Origin of the sequence: Paenibacillus physcomitrellae (assembly GCF_002240225.1) — a bacterium.
Classification (GTDB): Bacteria; Bacillota; Bacilli; order Paenibacillales; family Paenibacillaceae; genus Fontibacillus; species Fontibacillus physcomitrellae.
Window position 1 is genome coordinate 2,750,773 of sequence record NZ_CP022584.1, and the last position, 19,165, is coordinate 2,769,937.

Here is a 19,165-nt window from a genome sequence, read left to right on the forward strand (position 1 = left end):
GTTTTATTGGGAACCCTGTTTTTGAACAAGGGAATCTTCCTTTTCCTGTCCGTGCAAGCGGACGCTCATGACGACGCCCAAACTTGCCATGTTGATAAGGAGGGAGGTTCCCCCGTAGCTGATGAAGGGAAGTGTAATCCCCGTCAGCGGCATAATGCCGATGAACATACCGATGTTCTCAAAGATCTGATAAAGCAGCATCGCTACGACGCCTACAATAAGATAAGGGCCGCCCCGCTCCTTCGCTTCCAGCGAGATCAGAATCATGCGGTGAATCAATATGAAATACAGCAGCAGCAGCACCGAACATCCCACAAACCCGAATTCCTCAGCTACCACCACAAAGATGGAGTCGGAATAGGTATAAGGAACCCGGCTGCTCTGCACGAAATCTCCATGCATATAGCCTTTGCCGAACATGCCGCCCGAAGCGATTGCGATCTTGGCGTTGCGGGTATGATAAGAAGCGTCTTTGCTCGCTTCATCCGGCAGCAGCCAAGGGTCGATCCGGTCGAGCCAGTGCGCTTTGCTGGTCCCTGCCAGTGAAGTTGCGATCTGATCATGAAACGAGATATAAGATTTAATACCGACAACGACAACTGCCGCAAACACCACCAGAATGATCAGGGTGTGCGAATATTTCAAATTCCCGATCCAAAGCAGGCCGAGCAAAATGACCAGATAACTCAGGCCGTTACCGATGTCATTCTGAGCCATAACGAGTCCGAAGGGCACCAAAGTAACCAGGGTCAACGGCACCACGTTTCTCCAGAAGGACAAGCGTGCCCGATGTTTCTTAATAAGGAGCGCCGTCAGCGTAATGATCAGCACCAGCTTAAACAGCTCGGCCGGCTGCAGGCTGAGTCCGCCAGGGAGCTTAAGCCAGCCCTGCGCACCGTTAATACTGCTGCCTATGAAATTAACCAGCAGCAGCAGCAGCAGACCGAGACCTAAAATATACGGATAATATTTGATTAACAGCTTATAATCAAGCAGTGCAATTCCGAAAAAAGCAATGAAACCGGGTATATAATAAAGCGCCATCCTTTTGTCGGCGCCCCTGAAGTCTTTCCATCCCGCTACCCCGCTGTGAATCAGGATAATACTGAGCACCATGAGGAGCCCCAGGATGACCACGATCACCCAGTCCATCTTCTTTAATTTGTTGATTATGATCAACACGGATCCCCCCAGAGTCCTTTTTGCCTGAACTCTGTCTTATCGCAAAGTTCTTAGTGACTGACATCCTGACATATGAACTACGTTCAAACTCCCCTTAATGTTACACTATCCCGGCCAGTCAGAACAAATGTTATTCGTTTCCGTCAATGCCGATGACATGCCGGTCAATTCCCGCATAATCCTTCACGGTTTCGATCCGGCTCCAATAACCGGTTTGCCGGAGCAGCACGGCTACATCCTCCGCCTGTCCCATGCCCAGTTCAAAGCCGATCAGCCGCGGCGGCGCCTGCAGCAGCGAAAGCTGCTGCATCATGATCCGGTACGGATCCAGGCCATCCGTCCCGCCGTCCAAAGCGGAACGCGGCTCGAAATCTTTGACTTCCGGCTGCAGCCCTTCGATGACGGCCGCCGGGATGTAAGGCGGATTGGACACAAGGATGTCCAGCTTCATACCCTGGAAAGGCTCCAGCAGATTGCCTTCGCGGAAATCGATATCGAGACCGAGCTCCGCCGCATTGCTTTGCGCCGTCTTCAGCGCACCGGGCGAAATATCGCTTGCCATCACGCGCCACTCCGGCCGCAGATGCTTCAGCGCCACAGCAATGGCGCCGCTGCCCGTGCCAATATCGGCCACCAGCGGCCGATCATCCGAATCCGGCACTGCTGCTGTTCGTACAGCTGCTTCTATCGGTGCAGCCGATGCTGCCCCTCCGCTTCCCGAATTCCCTGCGGCCTTTCGTTTCTCCTGCGGCCATAGCTCCGTCCCAAGCTGGACGATGCGCTCTACCAGCAGCTCCGTTTCCGGCCGGGGGATCAGCACGGCGGGGTTCACCTTAAAGGTTAACCCGTAAAACTCCTGCTCCCCCGTAATATATTGGGCGGGTTCTCCCTGGGCTTTGCGGATAATGGCTTGTTCCCACTCCGCCTTCCGGTCCTTCGGAAACCCTTCTCTTTGCGCGGCCAGCAGGGATGCCGGCGATAAGCCCAGCACATGGCTGAGCAGCAGTCTGGCATTGGCATCCGGCTCGCTGATGCCGGCCGCCGTCAAAAAAGAAGAAGCCTCCTGAAGGGCTTCTCTGATATTTATCGCTGCAGACATGACAAAGCTGTCTCTGTTCAAAGCGTTATTCTCCTTTTTCCAGCAGTTCGGACTGTTCGGCAATGGTCAAGGCAGAAAGAATCTCTTCGATTTCCCCATTCATGACCTGGTCCAGCTTGTGCAGCGTAAGTCCGATGCGGTGATCGGTTACACGGCTTTGTGGGAAGTTGTAGGTCCGGATGCGTTCACTGCGGTCACCGGTACCAACTTTGCTTTTACGTTCGCCGGCGTATTTCGCTTCTTCTTCCTGACGCATCATATCGTAAATCCGGGTACGCAGCACCTGCAGGGCTTTCTCCTTGTTGGAGTTCTGCGATTTGCCGTCCTGGCACGTGGCTACGATTCCTGTAGGGACATGCGTTACACGCACCGCAGATTTAGTTGTGTTGACGGACTGTCCGCCCGCACCGCTGGAGCAGAACGTATCAACGCGGATGTCTTTATCGTTAATCTCAATATCAACCTCTTCGGCTTCCGGCATAACGGCCACCGTTGAAGTAGAGGTATGAATCCGTCCGCCCGACTCCGTAGAAGGAATACGCTGCACGCGGTGCGCGCCGCTTTCGTATTTCATTTTGCTGTAAGCGCCACGACCGTTAATCATAAAAATAACCTCTTTAAAACCGCCAAGGTCGCTTTCGTTAACGTCCATCAACTCAACGCGCCATCCCTGGGCGTCTGCATAACGGGTATACATGCGGTACAGATCGGCGGCAAACAGCGCCGCTTCGTCTCCGCCGGCAGCGCCGCGGATTTCGACGATAACGTTCTTGTCATCATTCGGGTCTTTAGGCAGCAGCAGGACGCGAATCTGTTCTTCAAGTTCTGTCTTGCGGGCGGTCAAATTGTCGATTTCACCTTTGACCATTTCTTTCATTTCGTCATCAAGCTTCTCGTTCTGCATTTCTTTCGCAGCCTCAAGCTCTTCAACAACTTGTTTGTATTCATTATAAGCTTCATATGTGGGCTGCAAATCGGACTGCTCTTTCGAATAATCCCGCAGCTTCTTTGGATCGCTAGCCACATCCGGATCGCAAAGCAGCTCACTCAGCTTCTCATAACGGTCAATCAGGGCTTCAAGTTTATCCAGCAAAGGAGTTCACCTCTCATAAGGTTATGGAATATAGACATAATGTATATTTATTCTCGAAATTTCGGGTTGGTAAACGACTTTTTATTATATCACGAAGCTTTAAATTTGAACAGATGGGGTTTCTTGATTTTTGTTTCCAGAACTTTTAGACTGAAAGCATAACCGTTTATTGGTGTCTGACTAAATTGGTGTTTAACTATTACGTTATCAACGGAAGGTGAAGCAGTATGTCCAATCCAGATAACAGCAAGGCCGACGGACGGCAAAGAATCGCCGTCGTAACCGGTGCGAGCGGAGGGATGGGACTCGCTACGGCCAGGATGCTCGCCTCTGAGCACGGTATGAAGGTTTACCTGCTGGCCCGAAGCCTGGAGCGGGGAACCGCAGCTCTGGAGAATGTCAAACGCTGCAGCAAAAGAGATGATCCGGAATTGATCCTGTGTGATCTCGGCTCTATGGAGCAGATCCGCCGGGCCGCTGAAGAAATCAGGTCCCGCTGCACGCACATTGACGTCCTGGTGAACAATGCCGGTGTCTTAACCCTGAGGAGAGAAGAAACCGAAGATGGATTTGAACGCCAGCTGGGCGTCAATCATCTCGGGCATTTTGTTTTAACCCGGGAACTGCTTCCTTTACTCAGCGAAAGCCGTCAGGGGCGGATCGTGATCGTCTCTTCGGCCATTCACAAATTCGGCAAAATGAATTACAACGACCCGCACATGAAACGCCGCTACACGATGTGGGGTGCTTACGGCCGTTCCAAGCTGGCTAACTTGTGGTTTATGAAGGAGCTGCATGAACGGCTCAAGGAAAGCCGGGTAACGGTCAATGCCGTACATCCCGGGGCCGTATCGACGCAGATCGGCGTCAACCGCAGCACCGGCTTCGGCACCTTTGTTCACCGGATGGTGAAGCCGTTCTTCCTGACGCCCGAGCAGGGCGCGGATACGGCCGTTTATTTGGCCTCTTCCCCGGAAGTCGCCGGAATGTCGGGTCTTTATTTCTATAAACGCAAACCGGCGAAAATATCGGCGAAGGCCTCTTCTCCTGAACTGGCGAACCGCTTCTGGGAGTGGAGCGAAGAGGTAACCGGATACCGGGATCAACCGAAGCCAGTCGAAACAAACGTACCGACGACAACAGGGTCGTTCCGAATAAACTCATTCAGATAGGTTCACTTAATTCAAAAAAACAAACCTTAAGCGCCGTCCGCAGGAGTACGGCGCTTATTTTCTGTCTGCTGATACAATCTCTCGATCAGCTCCCGAAAGAGAGTGATATCCTCCGCCCCCGCATGTTCGCGGTATTTCTCAAACAATGCTACACAGCGGATGATACCTGCGTGGTTTCCGGTTGCAACGCCCCACGCAAGACTTTGCAGCAGATGGGCAACAGCCGAGGGGAACCGCTGCTTCTTTAAATTGTACATCGCCAGCTCGATGAAGAAATGTACGCCCCATTCCTGGGCAAACCGATTAGCCGAAAGCACCGAACCTTTCGCAGAGTCCTTCTGCGGCCAATCGACCTTAGAACAAGAGGGCTCCTGGCCAATAGGCAGGGCTAACCCGTTGATGATCGGTTGGCAGCGTTTCAGGATGTCGTCCAGATCGTAGCCATATGTATTAGCGGCCTTTACCATCCGAAAGACCGCCTCCAGCCTGCCGGCATCCTCCCTGTCTAAGATCCAATCGGCGTAGGCATGCAGCACCTCTGTTTCTCCAGCGAGCATCCGGCAGGCAAGCCGCTCGGCCTGTACCCAATCCTCAAACGGTTTCATGCTTGCCGGCTTCCCCACAGCAGCCGAGCCCTCATCAACCATGCTCTCTTCAGCTGCGTATCTCCTGCTTGAGTCTGTACACAAAGAAAGATAATAGAGCGCCTTCTCATATTCTCCACGTCTCTCGTAAACGACAACCCTCAGCCGGTAACTGTGCAGAGTAAAGCTAAGCAGCGGCCTGAACGCAGCCTCGTCTTCTTGTCCCATCGATTTAGCCGGCCCTTGGGGCAGCGCCTTCCCCTCTTTATTCCACAGCACCTGCTCAGCCTGCATTTTCCGTTCAAGCTCTTCCGCCAGCTGCTCCACTCTCTCCCATTTACGCAAATGGACATAGGTATCCGCCAGATCCAGCAGCGCCTCTGCTTGGTCGGCTTCATCCAGCCGCTCCAAATAACCCTCGAATCTTGTCGCCGCTCTTAAAATCTCATCCTTTGCCTCCAAGTCCTGTCTCACAATCTGAAACAGCCGGTATTCGCATAAGGCCAGCCGCTCCGAATGCTGATATTTCTCGCTTTCCGCGACGTTCTGATATAGAATACCGGCCGCCTCCAGCTTTCCCTCGTCCAGAAAATGCTCCGCAAGCTCAAACAGCAGCGGGCCATAAGACGGATTCTCCAGCATCCGCCGCACGATGGACACCATTCCCTCCGTTTTGCCAAGCTCCGCTGAGCGGCGGAGGAAAGGGGAATAACGCCGCCAATTCGGCGCGGATTCGATACATGCTTTGGCGTACTGATCGTAGAAATAGCCCTCCGGCAGTCCCATGGCCTCTGTAATCCGGTCCATCTGACCAACGGACAAAAAACGGTGACCATTTAAGATATTGCTGAGAGTACCGGAATTCAGGCCGGAGCGTTCAGCAAACTGGGTGATCGACAATTGTTGTGTCTTCAGGTAATGTTCGATTGCCGCTTGAATGGTTCTGTCTGCCAATCCTGCTCCCCCAGTCATCTGATTGATAGCTTCATAGTATTCACATTTAAATCAATGGTCAAGGAATCAAGCGGGGCTTGCTTTCCCCATACAACAAAAAAGCCCCGCCAGGATCCTCCTGCGGGACTTTCGGACGCGGCGGGAACCGAAGCCGGCTTTCCTCCAAGCCCCGTTCCGCTCGCATTTGGTTGTGGTTTTATTACCGGTCTCCGCTCGATTAAACGTTAAACCGGAAGTGCATAACGTCTCCGTCCTGCACCACGTATTCCTTGCCTTCCAGACGAAGCTGGCCGCGCTCTTTGGCAGCGTTCATCGAACCGGCAGCAACAAGATCTTCATAGGACACAACTTCAGCCCGGATAAAGCCACGCTCGAAATCGCTGTGAATAACGCCTGCCGCACCCGGTGCTTTGGTTCCTTTGCGGATCGTCCATGCCCGGACCTCTTGAACACCAGCTGTAAAATACGTATACAAGCCAAGCAGGCTGTAAGCCGCTTTGATCAGACGGTTCAGGCCGGATTCCTCAAGACCCAGCTCCTCCAGGAACATCGCCTTGTCTTCGCCCTCCAGCTCGGCGATTTCTGCCTCTACCTTCGCGCTGATCGGAACAACAGCCGCATTCTCAGCCGCTGCAAAATCACGAACCTGCTGAACATAAGGATTCGAATCGGCAGTAGCAACGCCGTCTTCGCTGACGTTGGCCGCATAAAGCACCGGCTTCATGGTGAGCAGATGCAGATCACGCACCACCAGCTTCTCTTCGTCGGACAATTCCACGCTGCGCGCAGCCTGATCGTTGTACAGCGCCTCTTTCAGGCGTTCCAGCACTTCGACTTCCTGCGCGTATTGCTTGTTGCCGCCTTTCATGTTTTTCTTGGCGCGGTCGATACGTTTATCGACACTCTCCAGGTCGGCCAAAATCAGCTCCAGATTAATCGTCTGAATGTCGCTGACCGGGTTGACCTTGCCGTCGACGTGCGTAATATTCTCGTCTTCAAAGCAGCGCACCACATGAACAATCGCGTCTACCTCGCGGATATGCGCCAGGAACTTGTTGCCCAAACCTTCACCTTTGCTGGCGCCGCGCACCAGACCGGCAATATCAACGAATTCAAACGCCGTTGGAACGGTTTTGTTCGGCACTACCAGTTCGGTCAGTTTATCCAGACGCTCGTCCGGAACCTCTACAACACCAACGTTGGGATCAATCGTACAAAACGGATAGTTGGCGGATTCCGCACCCGCTTGTGTAATTGCGTTAAACAGTGTGGACTTCCCTACGTTCGGCAGACCCACGATTCCTGCTTTCAAAGCCATTTATATGACAACTCCTCATAATACGTAAAATGGATTCCTGTCTGTCTCTTCCAACTTGCCTTCAAACAATCCTATTTATTATATATTAGATCAAATACGGGGGCAAGGCTTGCGGACCCTGTGTTTATGTGCGAAAAAAAGTCCGCGCGTCCGCCTGTTCCTCCGGCGGACAAGGGCTGCCTTCCAGTCAAGGCAGCCGGACAAGCCGCTGCGTCTCCTGCAGCTCCCGGATCGTGCTCACGCCGATCCCGAACATCGCCACCCGCAGCTCAAGCTCAGTCCGGGCGAGCTGTTCGTCCACCGACGCTTCCGATGTCACCGCCGGAGCAAGCAGCGCCCGCCCAAATCCGGCCAGATCGGCGCCAAGCGCGATGGCCTTGGCCGCGTCCAGGCCGCTGACCAGGCCGCCGCTGGCTATCAGGGCCGCCTCCGGCAGCCGTCCGCGAACCTCGCGGACGCAGTCGGCGGTCGGGTTGCCCCAGCCGGCGAAAGTGTCCGCGGCCATGCGGCGGAGCGTGTCCGCGCTGCGGTATTTTTCCACCTGGCTCCAGGAAGTGCCTCCCGCACCTGCCACATCAATAAAGGCTGCTCCCGCTGAATGGAGCCGCTGCGCCGTCTCGCCGTCGATGCCCCAGCCGACCTCTTTGACGCCGACCGGAACCTCCAGCTCCCGGCACAGCCGCTCGATCTGCTTCAGCAGCCCGCCGAAAGCTGTGTTCCCTTCCGGCTGGAACACCTCCTGCAGGCTGTTCAGATGCAGCACCAGCATGTCCGCTTCCGCTATCTCGACTGCCCGGCGCACGTCTTCGGTGCCGAAACCGTAGTTCAGCTGCACCGCTCCCAAGTTCGCAATCACCGGGATGGTCGGCGCGAACCGGCGTACAGCGAAGGTGGACGCCAGTTCAGCACGCTCTACCGCGGCCCGCACCGAACCAACCCCCATCGCCCAGCCCCGGTGTTCGGCGGCTTCCGCCAGCCGCTCATTAATCGAGCCGCCTACTGCGCTTCCGCCCGTCATGGAGCTGATCAGCAGCGGCGCCCGCAGCTTGTGGCCAAGAAATTCCGTGTCCAGGGAAATCGCATCAAAGTCCAGCTCCGGCAGGGCATTATGCTGAAAACGGTACCGTTCCAATCCCGTCGTAATCCCGGCACCTTCCACGTCCTCCTCCAGAACAATCCGGATATGCTCCGTCTTCCGTCCTGAAGTATCCGTCACAGCTGCGGAAGAGGCCGAAAGCAGGGATTGGAGCTTTCTTGTAGTGACATGAGCAGCCTCCCCGGTGCCTGCGTCCTTCTCCACTTCTCTTTGTGCTTCTCTTTGTGCTTCCCTCTGCGCTCCCTCCCGGATCTCCTTCCGCTCTTCCTGCAGGCTTTCCTTGCCTAGTTCCTGCCATCTCCCCTGACGTCTCCGTCCTCTGTAAATATTCCCGTTCCGCTGCCGCTGCTTCACTTGATTTCTTCCTTTCTTTCCTTTACGTTCATTGCCCGCTTGCCGAACCAGCCTCGAAAGTCGACTCGGTTTGTGGGCGGTCATAGGGTAAACAGTAATCATTTTTGACTCTGAATGCAAGAGAAAGCTGCTCCCGCCCTAAGGGGCGTAAATGAAGGATCTACTTAAGCACTTTTGCTTCAAAAACGTCGGTTCAAGGTATATTAATGGCACGGAAACCACAAGTTACCCTCAAGGAGGAGAAGGACATGAACAGCCGCAAGGACCAGAAGCCCGGAATGGCTTGGCCGGACCGAGTATCTGATGAACCAGCTGCCGCCCGCCGGCGCAAACGCCTTACCGCCCTGTCCCTTGCAGGACTTGTCGTCATCCTGGTGCTGTGGCTGGCAGGCGTCATCGTGTATCAGACCCATAAACCGCTGCCCCGCGGCGTGTCCTATGAAAGCCCCGAGTATACCGTATCCAGCGTCCATTTTCTATATGATCTGACTTACCCGGACGGGCAGGGCGGAATCCACCAGGAACGAAATATTGTGGACCGCATGTATGAAATGGCGGGCGAGGCCAGGCAATATATCGTCCTGGATATGTTCCTTTTTAACGATTATGTACATAAAGGCGCTGTTTTCCCGGACGTCAGCGGAGAGCTGGTGCGGAGGCTTATCGATCAGAAAAAGAAGTACCCCAAGCTTCAGGCGCTTGTGATTACGGATGAAATCAACATCAACTATGGCTCTGCTCCAAATAAGCTGTTTGAACAGCTCAAGCAGGCCGGTATCCGCGTCGCCATTACAGATGTGAATCCGCTGCGCGATCCCACGCCTGCTTATTCTGCTGTGTGGAGAACCTTCTTCCAGTGGTTCGGCCAGCGCGGAAACGGCTGGATTCCGAATCTGATGGCGTCAGACGGCCCGAAAATTACTCTTCGCTCTTATTTGAAGCTGCTGAACGTGAAAGCTAATCACCGGAAGGTGCTCCTCACGGAGAACGGCGCGCTGCTCTCAACCGGGAACGTACATAACGCCAGCGCTTATCATTCGAATATCGCTTTCGAGGTGAAGTCCAAGCCCCTGAGCGCGGACATCCTGCAAACCGAGCAGTCCGTGCTCCGCTTCTCGGGCGGCGGTAAGCTGCCCGGCCTGGGCGACGAAGTTGGCGCTGCTTCATCGGCATTGGCATACTCATCGGTATCGGCATCCCGGTCAGCTCCAGCAGTAGAAGCCGCGGCATCTGCATCTACTCCCGCGCCCGCTTCACCATCGGCCCCGGCATCAATCGTGCCGGGGCCGACGCCGCCAGCCGTAAGCGCTCCGACAAACGGGAGCGGGATACGCGTCCGATACCTGACCGAAGGGAAAATTAGCAGCCGTGTGCTCGAGACCCTCGATCAGCTTGGCAAAGGGGATACGCTGTGGATGGGCATGTTTTACCTGGGCGACTCCAAGGTGATCCGGGCTGTGCTGAACGCCTCCAAACGGGGGGTGGCGGTCAAATTGCTGCTCGACCCGAATGAAAATGCCTTCGGCCGCGACAAGACGGGCATTCCAAACCGGCCGGTCGCCGAGAAGCTGGTCTCCCGCTCGGAGGGACGGATCGAAATCCGCTGGTACAACACCACCAAAGAGCAGTATCACACCAAGCTGGTCTATGCCGCTAAAGCCTCGGGCGAGGGCATTCTGATCGGTGGATCGGCCAACCTGACCCCGCGGAATCTCAGGGACTACAACCTGGAGAACGCCTTATGGATTGCAGCTCCGCAGAGCAGCGAGGTGGTCCGCTCGGTCGACCAGTATTTCGAGCGGCTCTGGAACAACGATGGAGCTACCTACTCGCTGGATTACAAGGCTTATCGGCAGAAGAGCGTGTGGTTTAAAGAGATTGTATTTAACCTGCAGAACTGGCTGGGCTTCACAACGTATTAAGGGTAGAGCCCTGCTCAACGTAAGCCAAGCGGATAACACAAAAAACCTCCAAAACCACGGTTTAAGTGGGTTTGGAGGTTTTTATCTTGTTTAACAGTCGGTCAGCCTTTTAGAAATACGGACGGACCATCTTAGGCGGTTCAGCGATCGTGATCACCGCAGCATTTCTAAAGCAGCGGGGACATCAGGCGGGCGGCCGATTCCATGAACCGCACCACGATCTTTTTCCGCATGAAAGCATTTAGTTCGATCAGATGGGTCGATAACAGGTCGCGTTCGAAATCGGCGACCATCTTGTCCACGCTTTCCGTGCCGACAAGCAGCGCATTCACCTCAAAATTCAGATGGAAGCTGCGCATGTCCATGTTAGCGGTGCCAACTGTTGCCAGCCTGCCATCGGCAATCAGCAGCTTGGAGTGCAGGAACCCTTTCTCATATTCATAAATCTTGACCCCCGCTTCGAGCAGCGACGGGAAATAGGAATGAGAGGCCAGGAAAGGCAGCCATTTATCCGGCTTGGCCGGGAACAGAATACGCACGTCCAGCCCTGCAAGAGCCGCCACCTGCAGCGCCGTCAGAATGTCGTCGTCCGGGATGAAATAAGGCGTCGCCAGCCAAATCGATTTCTCGGCGGATACGATCATGCTGAAGATGATATTTTTGAGCGAGTCGTTCTCGTTATCCGGACCGTTGGGAATAATCTGCACAGCGCCGGTACAATTGCGCTCAAGCTCGGGCGATAAATACTCCAGCCCCATGATGGTTTGACCGGTAACATACTTCCAGTCCTGGAGAAAAATAATTTGCAGCGTCCGCACCGCCTCACCTTTGACGAGCATATGGGTGTCGCGCCAGAAGCCGTACGTTTTGCTGCGGCTCAAATATTCGTCTCCGACGTTAAGGCCGCCCATGAAGGCTGTTTTGCCGTCGATAACTACAATTTTGCGGTGATTCCGGTAATTCACCCGGCTGGATAAGGCCAGAAAGCGGACGGCGCCAAAAATGCCGATCTCAATGCCTGCGTCCCGCATTTCCTTCAGGAAGGACTTGGGCAGGCCAATACTTCCTACAGCATCATACATGAAGCGGACTTCGACGCCTTCTTTGGCTTTCGCAATCAGCGTCTGCTGGATTTCCCGGCCGATCGCATCCGCGCGGTAAATGTAATATTCCATGTGGATATGGTGAGTCGCCTTCTTCAGTTCCAGGAGCAGCGAAGAGAAGGTTTCTTCACCGTTGGTCAGCACCCAGGTCCGGCTGGCCAGCGAGACAGGAGTCCGGGCCATTTTCTGCGAGAGGCGCAGCAGCTTCTGCTGATCATGCGAGAAACGGGTATCCTCGCCTTTAATAATCAGGCCGTTATGGTCGATCCGCTCATAAGCTTCCTGGTCTTCCATCGCCTTCTTGTCATATTTCTTCCTTCTGAAATAGTTTTGTCCGATAAGGAAATACAGAACCAGGCCTACGACGGGCAGCAGCGCAAGGACTAAGATCCAGGCAAGCGTGCTCGACGGGTTGCGGTTCTCCATAAAGATGGCAAGCCCGATCGTAATCACCGTCAGCGTCTGGAAGATACTCAGCAGCGTGCCGCCGAATTTCCCGAAGAAATTAAAGCCGAACAGATAGAAAATAATTAATATGACCGTTATGAAAAATATCTGTATCCCTTTTCTCATATCATTCCCCTTGATCTGTCTATATCCAAAAATTTTGCTATAGATATGCCTTAGTCTATATTACACGAACAAACAAATTCTTCCTAACAAAATTCATCATGAAATGTCAGGTTTTTGAATTCAGTTGACAAAAGAGGTTCTTCGTGAAAAAATTTACCTAACGATCGTTAGGAAGGTGATTGATATTGACCATGAGCAGCGGAAAAACCAAACTGCTGGACGCCTCAAGGGATTGTTTCGCCGCCCAAGGCTTCGACGGAGCTTCTCTGCGCGAAATCGCCGATTTGTGCGGCATTAAGAAACCTTCGATTTACGCGCATTTTCAGAGCAAGGAAGATTTGTTCCTTCAGGTGCTGAAGCGTTCGGTTGCGCAGGCTAAGCGCGGTATGAACCGATATTACGCCGCTAACCGCAGGCAGCCTTTGGAGGGGCGGCTGAAAGGACTGCTTGTCCTGCTGCTGGAGCAGTACCGCCATAATCAGGACTTGAAGTTTCTGCTTCGGACCTGTTATTTCCCACCGCAATCTCTGCAAGCCGAGGTGCTGGACATCGCTTATCCGTTTCTTGATGAAATGGAGCAGCGGATGACCCGGATCTTTCAGTCTGAAGCGGCCGGTGTGGCTGGTGCGGCCGAATCGCCGGACAGAAAGGTCATTGCAGACCCCGTTCAGGCGGCTGCGGCCTACATGACCTTGGCGGACGGCGTGCTTGTAGATATGCTCTACGATTACCCCGAGCGTTCCGAGCGCCGACTTGGGCTGGCCTGGCCGGTTTACTGGCGGGGAATCGAGGGATAAACCAGGCGGTCGCAGCTCTGCCCGGCAGAAATGACCTTGACCTTGCCAGAAATCGGCAATGCAATGTATTCATCATCTGATCGCATCATCACGAAGAGCAAAGGAGCTTTCGATAAAATGAACCGAAACTGGTTATACGTTCTGATCGGCGGCCTGGTTGAGGTGGTTTGGGTCTCCGGACTGAAGCATGCTTCCAGCTGGTGGGAGTGGCTGGGCACCCTGCTTGCTATTGCCGCCAGCTTCTATTTGATTATAGAAGCCTCCAAACGGCTGCCGGTCGGGACGGTGTACGCCGTCTTCACCGGGCTGGGCACGGCTGGCACAGTGCTGGCTGAAATGATTTTCTTCCATGAGCCCTTCGCACCGCTCAAGGTACTGCTGATCGCCCTGCTGCTATGCGGCGTCATGGGGCTCAAGCTGATTACTGACCGGCAAGAGGAGGCGGAGCACTGATGGCCTGGATTTTTCTTGTATTAGCCGGATGCTGCGAGGTTCTGGGGGTCATCGGCATGAACCGGATTGTCCGCCGGAGAGCCTTCTCGTCCTATCTGCTGATGTTCGGCTCCTTCGCCGGCAGCTTCGCGCTGCTGAGCTCGGCTATGGGTTCCCTGCCAATGGGCACCGCTTATGCCGTTTGGACCGGAATCGGCACCGTAGGCAGCGCGCTGGTAGGCATGTTTCTGTACGGGGAATCCCGCAGCTGGCCGCGCATGTTATGCATCGCTGTTATTTTGGCTTCGGCCGTAGGCTTAAAGCTCATTACATGAGATTTGTAATGGGCTTTTTTTTATACTATAATCAACTTTGACTATTAAGTCATTAAGAGAACTTGCAAGTCAGAGGGGAGTGCATGATCGTTTTGTCGGATCGATCGGCAGATAAGAAACAATTGATTTTACAAATGGCGCTCAAGCTGTTCTCCACCCAGGGGGCCCGCACCACCTCCATGCAGGATATCGCCGATGCCTGCGGCATCTCGAAAGGTAGTCTGTACCTCCATTTCAAGTCCAAAGAGGAGCTGGAGACGGCCATATCGCTTTACTGCCTGAAGAAGTTGGAGGACCAGCTGCTCCTGGTGGAGCATGAAGCAGGGTTAAGTCCGCGGGAACGGCTGTATCGGCAAATTCTCGTTCTGCTCCAGCAGGTGGTGGAGCTGCGGGAATATTTGAAAATGCAGTTCATGGACCACTCGCGAAATGGAAAGCTGCCTCTTGAGCATGAACATATCCGCCGCAACAACTTAAGACTGCTGCTTCTGATGCAGAAAAAGCTGCTGGATATCTATGGGCCGGGTATCTCTCCTTATATCGGAGATATGCTGCTGCTGATCAACGGCATGATCGGCTCCAGCATCCAGCTGATGCTCATATTCTCATCCTTTCCGTTCTCGCTTGAGAAAGTGGCCGGGCATCTGATGGAGCTGTTCGATCATACCGCCAATCTGTATATGAATGGCGGATCGGCGCCCCTCATCCCCCCTCAAACGCTGGACGAATGGATTCAGAGAGAGAAGGATGAGCTTCCGGAGGCTCCGCGTCACCCGCTCCTGGTCCTTCAGCAGCTTCGCCAAGAGCTGACGGAGAACTTGTCTGAAACCAAGGTGCAGGAAGCTGCGTATGAAACCTTATCCATATTGGAGGAGGAATTTCTGAGACCGGAGCCCCGCAAGGCTATTTTGACCGGCATGCTGCATAACCTCAGCTATTTAGAGGAAGAAGAAGCAGCGCGCAGCACCTACCTGGAGCTGAAACAGCTTGTTCTGGCTTCTCTCGGAGCCCATCCAAGTAATAACCACTAAAATAAGAGAAAGCCCTAAGGAGTGAAGAAACCTGCTATGAAAGGCATTATTAATTTCTCGCTGAGAAACAAATTTGCCGTTTGGTTCCTGACGATTATCGTTGTAGCCGGCGGTTTGTACAGCGGCCTGACTATGAAACAGGAGACAATCCCGAACATCAACATCCCGTTTCTGACCGTCACCACCGTCTATCCTGGAGCCGCGCCGGAAGGCGTGCAAAACGAAGTTACCGTTCCGCTGGAACAGAAACTCCACAATCTGGACGGCGTGAAGACGATTACGTCAACCTCCATGGAGAACGCCTCCTCCATTCAGGTCGAATTTGATTACGGAGCTGATCTGGACAACGCTTCTGCCGCACTGCGGGAGTCTTTAAACAGCGTAACGCTGCCTGAAGGCGCACAGAAGCCGCAGATTTCCAGATTCAGCTTGAGTTCTCTTCCTGTTATCTCCCTGAGTCTTGCTTCCAACGGGGCCAATGATCTGGAACAGCTGACGCATCTGGCCGAAACCGATATTCAGCCGATGCTCGAAGATCTGGAAGGCGTTGCTTCCGTACAGATCGCAGGACAATATACCAAAAATGTCGAGCTTACCTACGATAAAGCCAAAATGGCTGAACTCGGTTTAACGGAAGATTCCGTCAAGCAGATCATCGCGGCCTCTGCCGTGCATGCGCCACTGGGCTTGTTCGAACTGGACAAATCCCAGACAGCGGTTGTTGTTGATGGGAACATCACTACTTTGGACGATTTGAAGAAGCTTGAAATTCCGCTGGTTCCATCCGCTGGTTCCGCCGGACAGGGTCCTGCTGCGGGCGGCGCTGCTGCCGGTAACGGCGGAGCGGCTGCAGGCGGTGGCGCGGATACAAGCGCAGCTGGCGGTGGAACTTCCGGCGCAGGTGCAGGTCAAGGTCAGGCCGGTTCAGCAGCCGGATTGCCGACCGTCCGTCTGGATCAGATCGCCAAAATCGAGGTGATCGGCCAAGCCGAATCCATCTCCCGTACCAACGGCAGAGAGTCTCTTGGTATCCAGATCGTCAAATCCAATGATGCCAATACCGTTGACGTAGTCAACGAGGTTAAAGATACAGTAAGTCAATTGAAGAAGGATTATCCGGATCTCGATCTGACCGTACTTCTGGATCAAGGCAAGCCGATTGAAGACTCGGTTAATACCATGCTGTTCAAAGCCTTGTTTGGCGCCTTGTTCGCGGTTCTGATCATTCTGATCTTCCTGCGTAACCTTCGCTCTACGATTATTGCCATTATCTCTATTCCTTTGTCGCTGCTTATTGCTATTCTGGGGCTGCGTCAGATGGATATTACGCTGAATATGATGTCACTCGGCGCTATGACGGTCGCAATCGGCCGGGTAGTGGACGACTCGATCGTCGTTATCGAGAATATTTACCGGCGTTTGTCCCTGAGCGGCGAGAAGCTCAAAGGGCGCAAGCTGATTCTTGAAGCCACCCGCGAAATGTTCGTTCCGATCTTCTCCTCAACGATCGTAACGATCGCTGTATTCCTGCCGCTTGCTTTCGTCAGCGGTATGGTCGGCGAGCTCTTCACGCCATTCGCTCTGACTATGGTCTTCGCCCTGCTCGCTTCCCTGATCGTGGCGATTACAGTAGTACCGGCGCTGGCTCATTCCTTGTTCCGCAAGGGCTTGAAGAAGACGCACAATCACGAGGAGAAACCGGGCGCACTGGCTAACGGCTACAAACGAGTTTTGGCCTGGTCTCTGTCCCACAAGCTGATTACTTTCGGCCTGGCTGTTGTTCTGCTGATCGGCAGCTTGTTCCTGACACCGTTCATCGGCAGCAGCTTCCTGCCTGACCAGGAAGACAAAACCGTCATGGTAACCTTCTCGCCGGAACCGGGACTTACCCTGGACGAAGTGAAAGAACATGCCATGGACGCCGAGACAATTTTCCTCGATCAGCCTGACGTAGTGAGCATGCAGTATTCCATTGGAGGCAGCAACCCGCTTAGCCCGGGACCTTCCAAGTCGGGATTGTTCTTCGCCAACTATAAGAGCGATACGAAGAACTTCAGCAAAGTGAAAGAAGATCTGATCAACAAACTTACGGAACAAGTTCCTTACGGCACCTGGTCCGAGCTGAGTGCGGGCGGCGGCGGTCTTGGCGGCAGCCAGCTGACTGTTCAGGTGTTCGGAGACAATATCGAGCAGATCAAACCTTTTGCCGATCAAGTGCTCAAGCTTGTTCAGGACGATACGGCCAATTTCGCCAAAGCGGAATCCAGCCTGTCGGATGCTTACGACCAGTACACGCTTATGGCCAATCAGTCGAAGCTCAGCTCATTGGGTCTGACAGCCGGGCAGCTCGCTATGGCTTTGGCTCCGGTTACGACCGAGCCGGTACTGACCAGCGTAGACATTGACGGCAAACAATACGAAGTTCATGTGAAGACCGATAACAAAACCTATAACAGCATTACCGACATCGAGAATCAAACCATCGCATCGCCGCTTGGCATGCAGGTACCGATTAAAGATGTTGCTCAAGTAGTCAAAGGAACGTCTCCGGATGCGATCTCCAGCATCGACGGCAGAACGGTCGTTGAAATTACAGCCAACATTCTGGCAAGCGATGTCAGCGGCGTTTCCAAAGCCCTTGAGTCCAAAATCAACAGCTTGACCAAACCGGATGGCGTGACCGTCCAATTCGGCGGCGTCACCGAACAGATCAACGATACCTTTACCCAACTCGGTCTAGCGATGGCCGCAGCGGTTGCGATTGTTTATTTTGTCCTTATCGTGACCTTCCACGGCGCGCTTGCACCGTTTGCGATCCTGTTCTCCCTGCCGTTCACGGTGATTGGAGCGCTTCTGGCGCTGCTGATCTCCGGCGATACCCTGAACGTCTCGTCCCTGATGGGTGCGCTCATGCTGATCGGTATCGTGGTTACGAACGCGATCGTTCTCATCGACCGCGTCATTCATAAAGAACGCGATGGCCTGTCTACCCGGGAAGCCCTGCTGGAAGCCGGCGCTACCCGTCTCCGGCCGATTCTGATGACGGCCATTGCGACAATCGGCGCTCTGCTGCCGCTCGTCTTCGGATGGGAGAACAGCGCAGGCGTCATTTCCAAAGGACTTGGCGTGACCGTTATCGGCGGCCTCATCAGTTCTACCTTGTTGACGCTGGTCATCGTACCGATTGTGTACGAATTCCTCGCCAAGTTCCGCCGCCGCAGCCTGGCTGAGCAGGAAGATTAATTCATCTTCTGTTCGGACCAAGGCCGCTTCTTAAGCGGCAGGAAGGCAGAAATCAATAATAGGGAAGCCCGAAGCTGAATGCTTCGGGCTTCCCTTTTTCTTTTTCCACAAACTCGACATTCTGAACCTACTGCGGCCTTGCCTTGTGCTCAAGCTTGGACGCCAGCCGGAGCGCCTCCGTATAGTCCTCGGGACGGTTCATATTAAACAAAGCCAGCCCCGCTTCCCGGCCCTCGCTGTCCGGCCAATCGCCGATCTCGATCTGCTTCACGTTCAAACGGTTGATCCAGTCCAGAACCCGGCGCTCTCCCTGCTCCAGGCCATAATCCAGCTGGGCATACGATCGTCTCCGGTAAACAGCGACCAAAGGCTGGATTCTTCCCTCATAAACGGGAATCACGGCCTCAACACTCTCGTCCGCCTGCTCCGCAAGGTCTATCAGTCCTTCAAACAGCGTCCGGCTTGCAAAAGGATGGTCACAAGAGCATACCAAATTCCATTCTTGTCCAGAATAATTCAGAGCGGCATGAATGCCGGCCAAGGGGCCTGCTCCTTCATACCTGTCCGGGATAACCGGCAGGCCTGTAAACTCATACAGCTCCGGATGCATAGAGGAGACGACCATTTGCCCGCACACCGGGGACATAGCTTCTATAATCGTACCGATCACCGTTCTGCCTCCGATTTGCAGGAGGGCTTTGTTCTGCCCCATCCGCTGGGATTGGCCGCCGGCCAGAATGATTCCAAGCCTGTTCATCCTTTCACCGCCCTTTACCCATTAAGTTATAGATCAAGCAAAAATTGGTTTGTAACAACCTAAAAGCCGTGATACATTAATGCAAACGCCTCCTTTTTTTCAGGTTCAGGCGTTGTTTCT

Annotated in this window: 15 protein-coding genes; 7 read left to right on the forward strand and 8 right to left on the reverse strand. The window is 53.9% G+C overall.

What is annotated here, in order from left to right; all coding sequences use genetic code 11:
• Positions 1–3: 3 nt before the first annotated feature.
• The 3 genes from CBE73_RS12535 to prfA all read right to left on the reverse strand — a co-directional run bounded on the left by CBE73_RS12535 (position 4) and on the right by prfA (position 3,374).
• The gene (locus CBE73_RS12535) at positions 4–1,173 is read right to left on the reverse strand and encodes an FtsW/RodA/SpoVE family cell cycle protein (protein ID WP_094096287.1); all 1,170 of its coding nucleotides are present in this window, start codon (positions 1,171–1,173) and stop codon (positions 4–6) included.
• A 139-nt stretch (positions 1,174–1,312) separates the two neighbouring features.
• A complete protein-coding gene (gene prmC, locus CBE73_RS12540; RefSeq protein ID WP_373286381.1) occupies positions 1,313–2,302 on the reverse strand; it encodes a peptide chain release factor N(5)-glutamine methyltransferase in 990 nt (329 codons plus the stop codon).
• Between the two features lie 4 nt (positions 2,303–2,306).
• Positions 2,307–3,374: a peptide chain release factor 1 gene (gene prfA / locus CBE73_RS12545; protein ID WP_094094497.1), complete on the reverse strand. Its 1,068-nt coding sequence runs from the start codon at positions 3,372–3,374 to the stop codon at positions 2,307–2,309.
• Positions 3,375–3,601: 227 nt separating this feature from the next.
• Between prfA and CBE73_RS12550 the strand changes: the two genes are divergently transcribed.
• On the forward strand, positions 3,602–4,546 hold the full coding sequence (locus CBE73_RS12550) for an SDR family oxidoreductase (RefSeq protein WP_094094498.1): 945 nt from the start codon (positions 3,602–3,604) through the stop codon (positions 4,544–4,546).
• A gap of 26 nt (positions 4,547–4,572) precedes the next feature.
• On the opposite strand, the gene CBE73_RS12555 is transcribed toward CBE73_RS12550, so the two are convergent.
• The 3 genes from CBE73_RS12555 to fni form a co-directional block, all read right to left on the reverse strand.
• Positions 4,573–6,084 carry a helix-turn-helix domain-containing protein gene (locus CBE73_RS12555; RefSeq protein WP_094094499.1) on the reverse strand — a complete coding sequence of 504 codons (1,512 nt, stop codon included), beginning with the start codon at positions 6,082–6,084 and terminating at the stop codon, positions 4,573–4,575.
• 217 nt (positions 6,085–6,301) lie between these two features.
• Entirely contained in the window at positions 6,302–7,402 is a 1,101-nt protein-coding gene (gene ychF / locus CBE73_RS12560) for a redox-regulated ATPase YchF (RefSeq protein ID WP_094094500.1), read from the reverse strand.
• 187 nt (positions 7,403–7,589) lie between these two features.
• A complete protein-coding gene (fni, locus tag CBE73_RS12565) occupies positions 7,590–8,642 on the reverse strand; it encodes a type 2 isopentenyl-diphosphate Delta-isomerase (protein ID WP_373286383.1) in 1,053 nt (350 codons plus the stop codon).
• Positions 8,643–9,100: 458 nt separating this feature from the next.
• On the opposite strand from fni, the gene CBE73_RS22430 reads away from it, so the two are divergent.
• On the forward strand, positions 9,101–10,774 hold the full coding sequence (locus tag CBE73_RS22430; protein ID WP_229752701.1) for a phospholipase D family protein: 1,674 nt from the start codon (positions 9,101–9,103) through the stop codon (positions 10,772–10,774).
• A gap of 167 nt (positions 10,775–10,941) precedes the next feature.
• Here the strand turns inward: CBE73_RS22430 and cls are convergent, their stop codons facing one another.
• Positions 10,942–12,450, reverse strand: coding sequence for a cardiolipin synthase (gene cls, locus CBE73_RS12575; protein ID WP_094094501.1), 1,509 nt, complete (start codon positions 12,448–12,450; stop codon positions 10,942–10,944).
• Positions 12,451–12,641: 191 nt separating this feature from the next.
• Between cls and CBE73_RS12580 the strand changes: the two genes are divergently transcribed.
• The 5 genes from CBE73_RS12580 (at position 12,642) to CBE73_RS12600 (ending at position 18,288) form a co-directional block, all read left to right on the forward strand.
• Positions 12,642–13,247, forward strand: a complete 606-nt coding sequence (locus CBE73_RS12580; protein WP_094096291.1) for a TetR/AcrR family transcriptional regulator — start codon at positions 12,642–12,644, stop codon at positions 13,245–13,247.
• Between the two features lie 117 nt (positions 13,248–13,364).
• Positions 13,365–13,700: a DMT family transporter gene (locus tag CBE73_RS12585; RefSeq protein ID WP_094096292.1), complete on the forward strand. Its 336-nt coding sequence runs from the start codon at positions 13,365–13,367 to the stop codon at positions 13,698–13,700.
• Positions 13,700–14,014, forward strand: coding sequence for a DMT family transporter (locus CBE73_RS12590; protein ID WP_094094502.1), 315 nt, complete (start codon positions 13,700–13,702; stop codon positions 14,012–14,014). Before CBE73_RS12585 ends, CBE73_RS12590 begins: the two co-directional genes overlap by 1 nt.
• An 83-nt stretch (positions 14,015–14,097) precedes the next feature.
• Positions 14,098–15,045: a TetR/AcrR family transcriptional regulator gene (locus tag CBE73_RS12595; RefSeq protein WP_094094503.1), complete on the forward strand. Its 948-nt coding sequence runs from the start codon at positions 14,098–14,100 to the stop codon at positions 15,043–15,045.
• Between the two features lie 36 nt (positions 15,046–15,081).
• On the forward strand, positions 15,082–18,288 hold the full coding sequence (locus CBE73_RS12600; protein ID WP_094094504.1) for an efflux RND transporter permease subunit: 3,207 nt from the start codon (positions 15,082–15,084) through the stop codon (positions 18,286–18,288).
• 127 nt (positions 18,289–18,415) lie between these two features.
• Here CBE73_RS12600 and mobA read toward each other — a convergent pair whose 3' ends face one another.
• Positions 18,416–19,045, reverse strand: coding sequence for a molybdenum cofactor guanylyltransferase (gene mobA, locus CBE73_RS12605; protein WP_094094505.1), 630 nt, complete (start codon positions 19,043–19,045; stop codon positions 18,416–18,418).
• Positions 19,046–19,165: the final 120 nt, after the last annotated feature.

Bases quoted from the DNA above. Each gene is read 5' to 3' on its own strand.
- CBE73_RS12580 (WP_094096291.1), top strand. From the start codon at position 12,642: ATGAGCAGCGGAAAAACCAAACTGCTGGACGCCTCAAGGGATTGTTTC.
- CBE73_RS12590 (WP_094094502.1), top strand. From the start codon at position 13,700: ATGGCCTGGATTTTTCTTGTATTAGCCGGATGCTGCGAGGTTCTGGGG.
- CBE73_RS12600 (WP_094094504.1), top strand. From the start codon at position 15,082: ATGAAAGGCATTATTAATTTCTCGCTGAGAAACAAATTTGCCGTTTGG.
- CBE73_RS22430 (WP_229752701.1), top strand. From the start codon at position 9,101: ATGAACAGCCGCAAGGACCAGAAGCCCGGAATGGCTTGGCCGGACCGA.
- CBE73_RS12550 (WP_094094498.1), top strand. From the start codon at position 3,602: ATGTCCAATCCAGATAACAGCAAGGCCGACGGACGGCAAAGAATCGCC.
- CBE73_RS12595 (WP_094094503.1), top strand. From the start codon at position 14,098: ATGATCGTTTTGTCGGATCGATCGGCAGATAAGAAACAATTGATTTTA.
- ychF (WP_094094500.1), bottom strand. From the start codon at position 7,402: ATGGCTTTGAAAGCAGGAATCGTGGGTCTGCCGAACGTAGGGAAGTCC.
- mobA (WP_094094505.1), bottom strand. From the start codon at position 19,045: ATGAACAGGCTTGGAATCATTCTGGCCGGCGGCCAATCCCAGCGGATG.
- CBE73_RS12585 (WP_094096292.1), top strand. From the start codon at position 13,365: ATGAACCGAAACTGGTTATACGTTCTGATCGGCGGCCTGGTTGAGGTG.
- cls (WP_094094501.1), bottom strand. From the start codon at position 12,450: ATGAGAAAAGGGATACAGATATTTTTCATAACGGTCATATTAATTATT.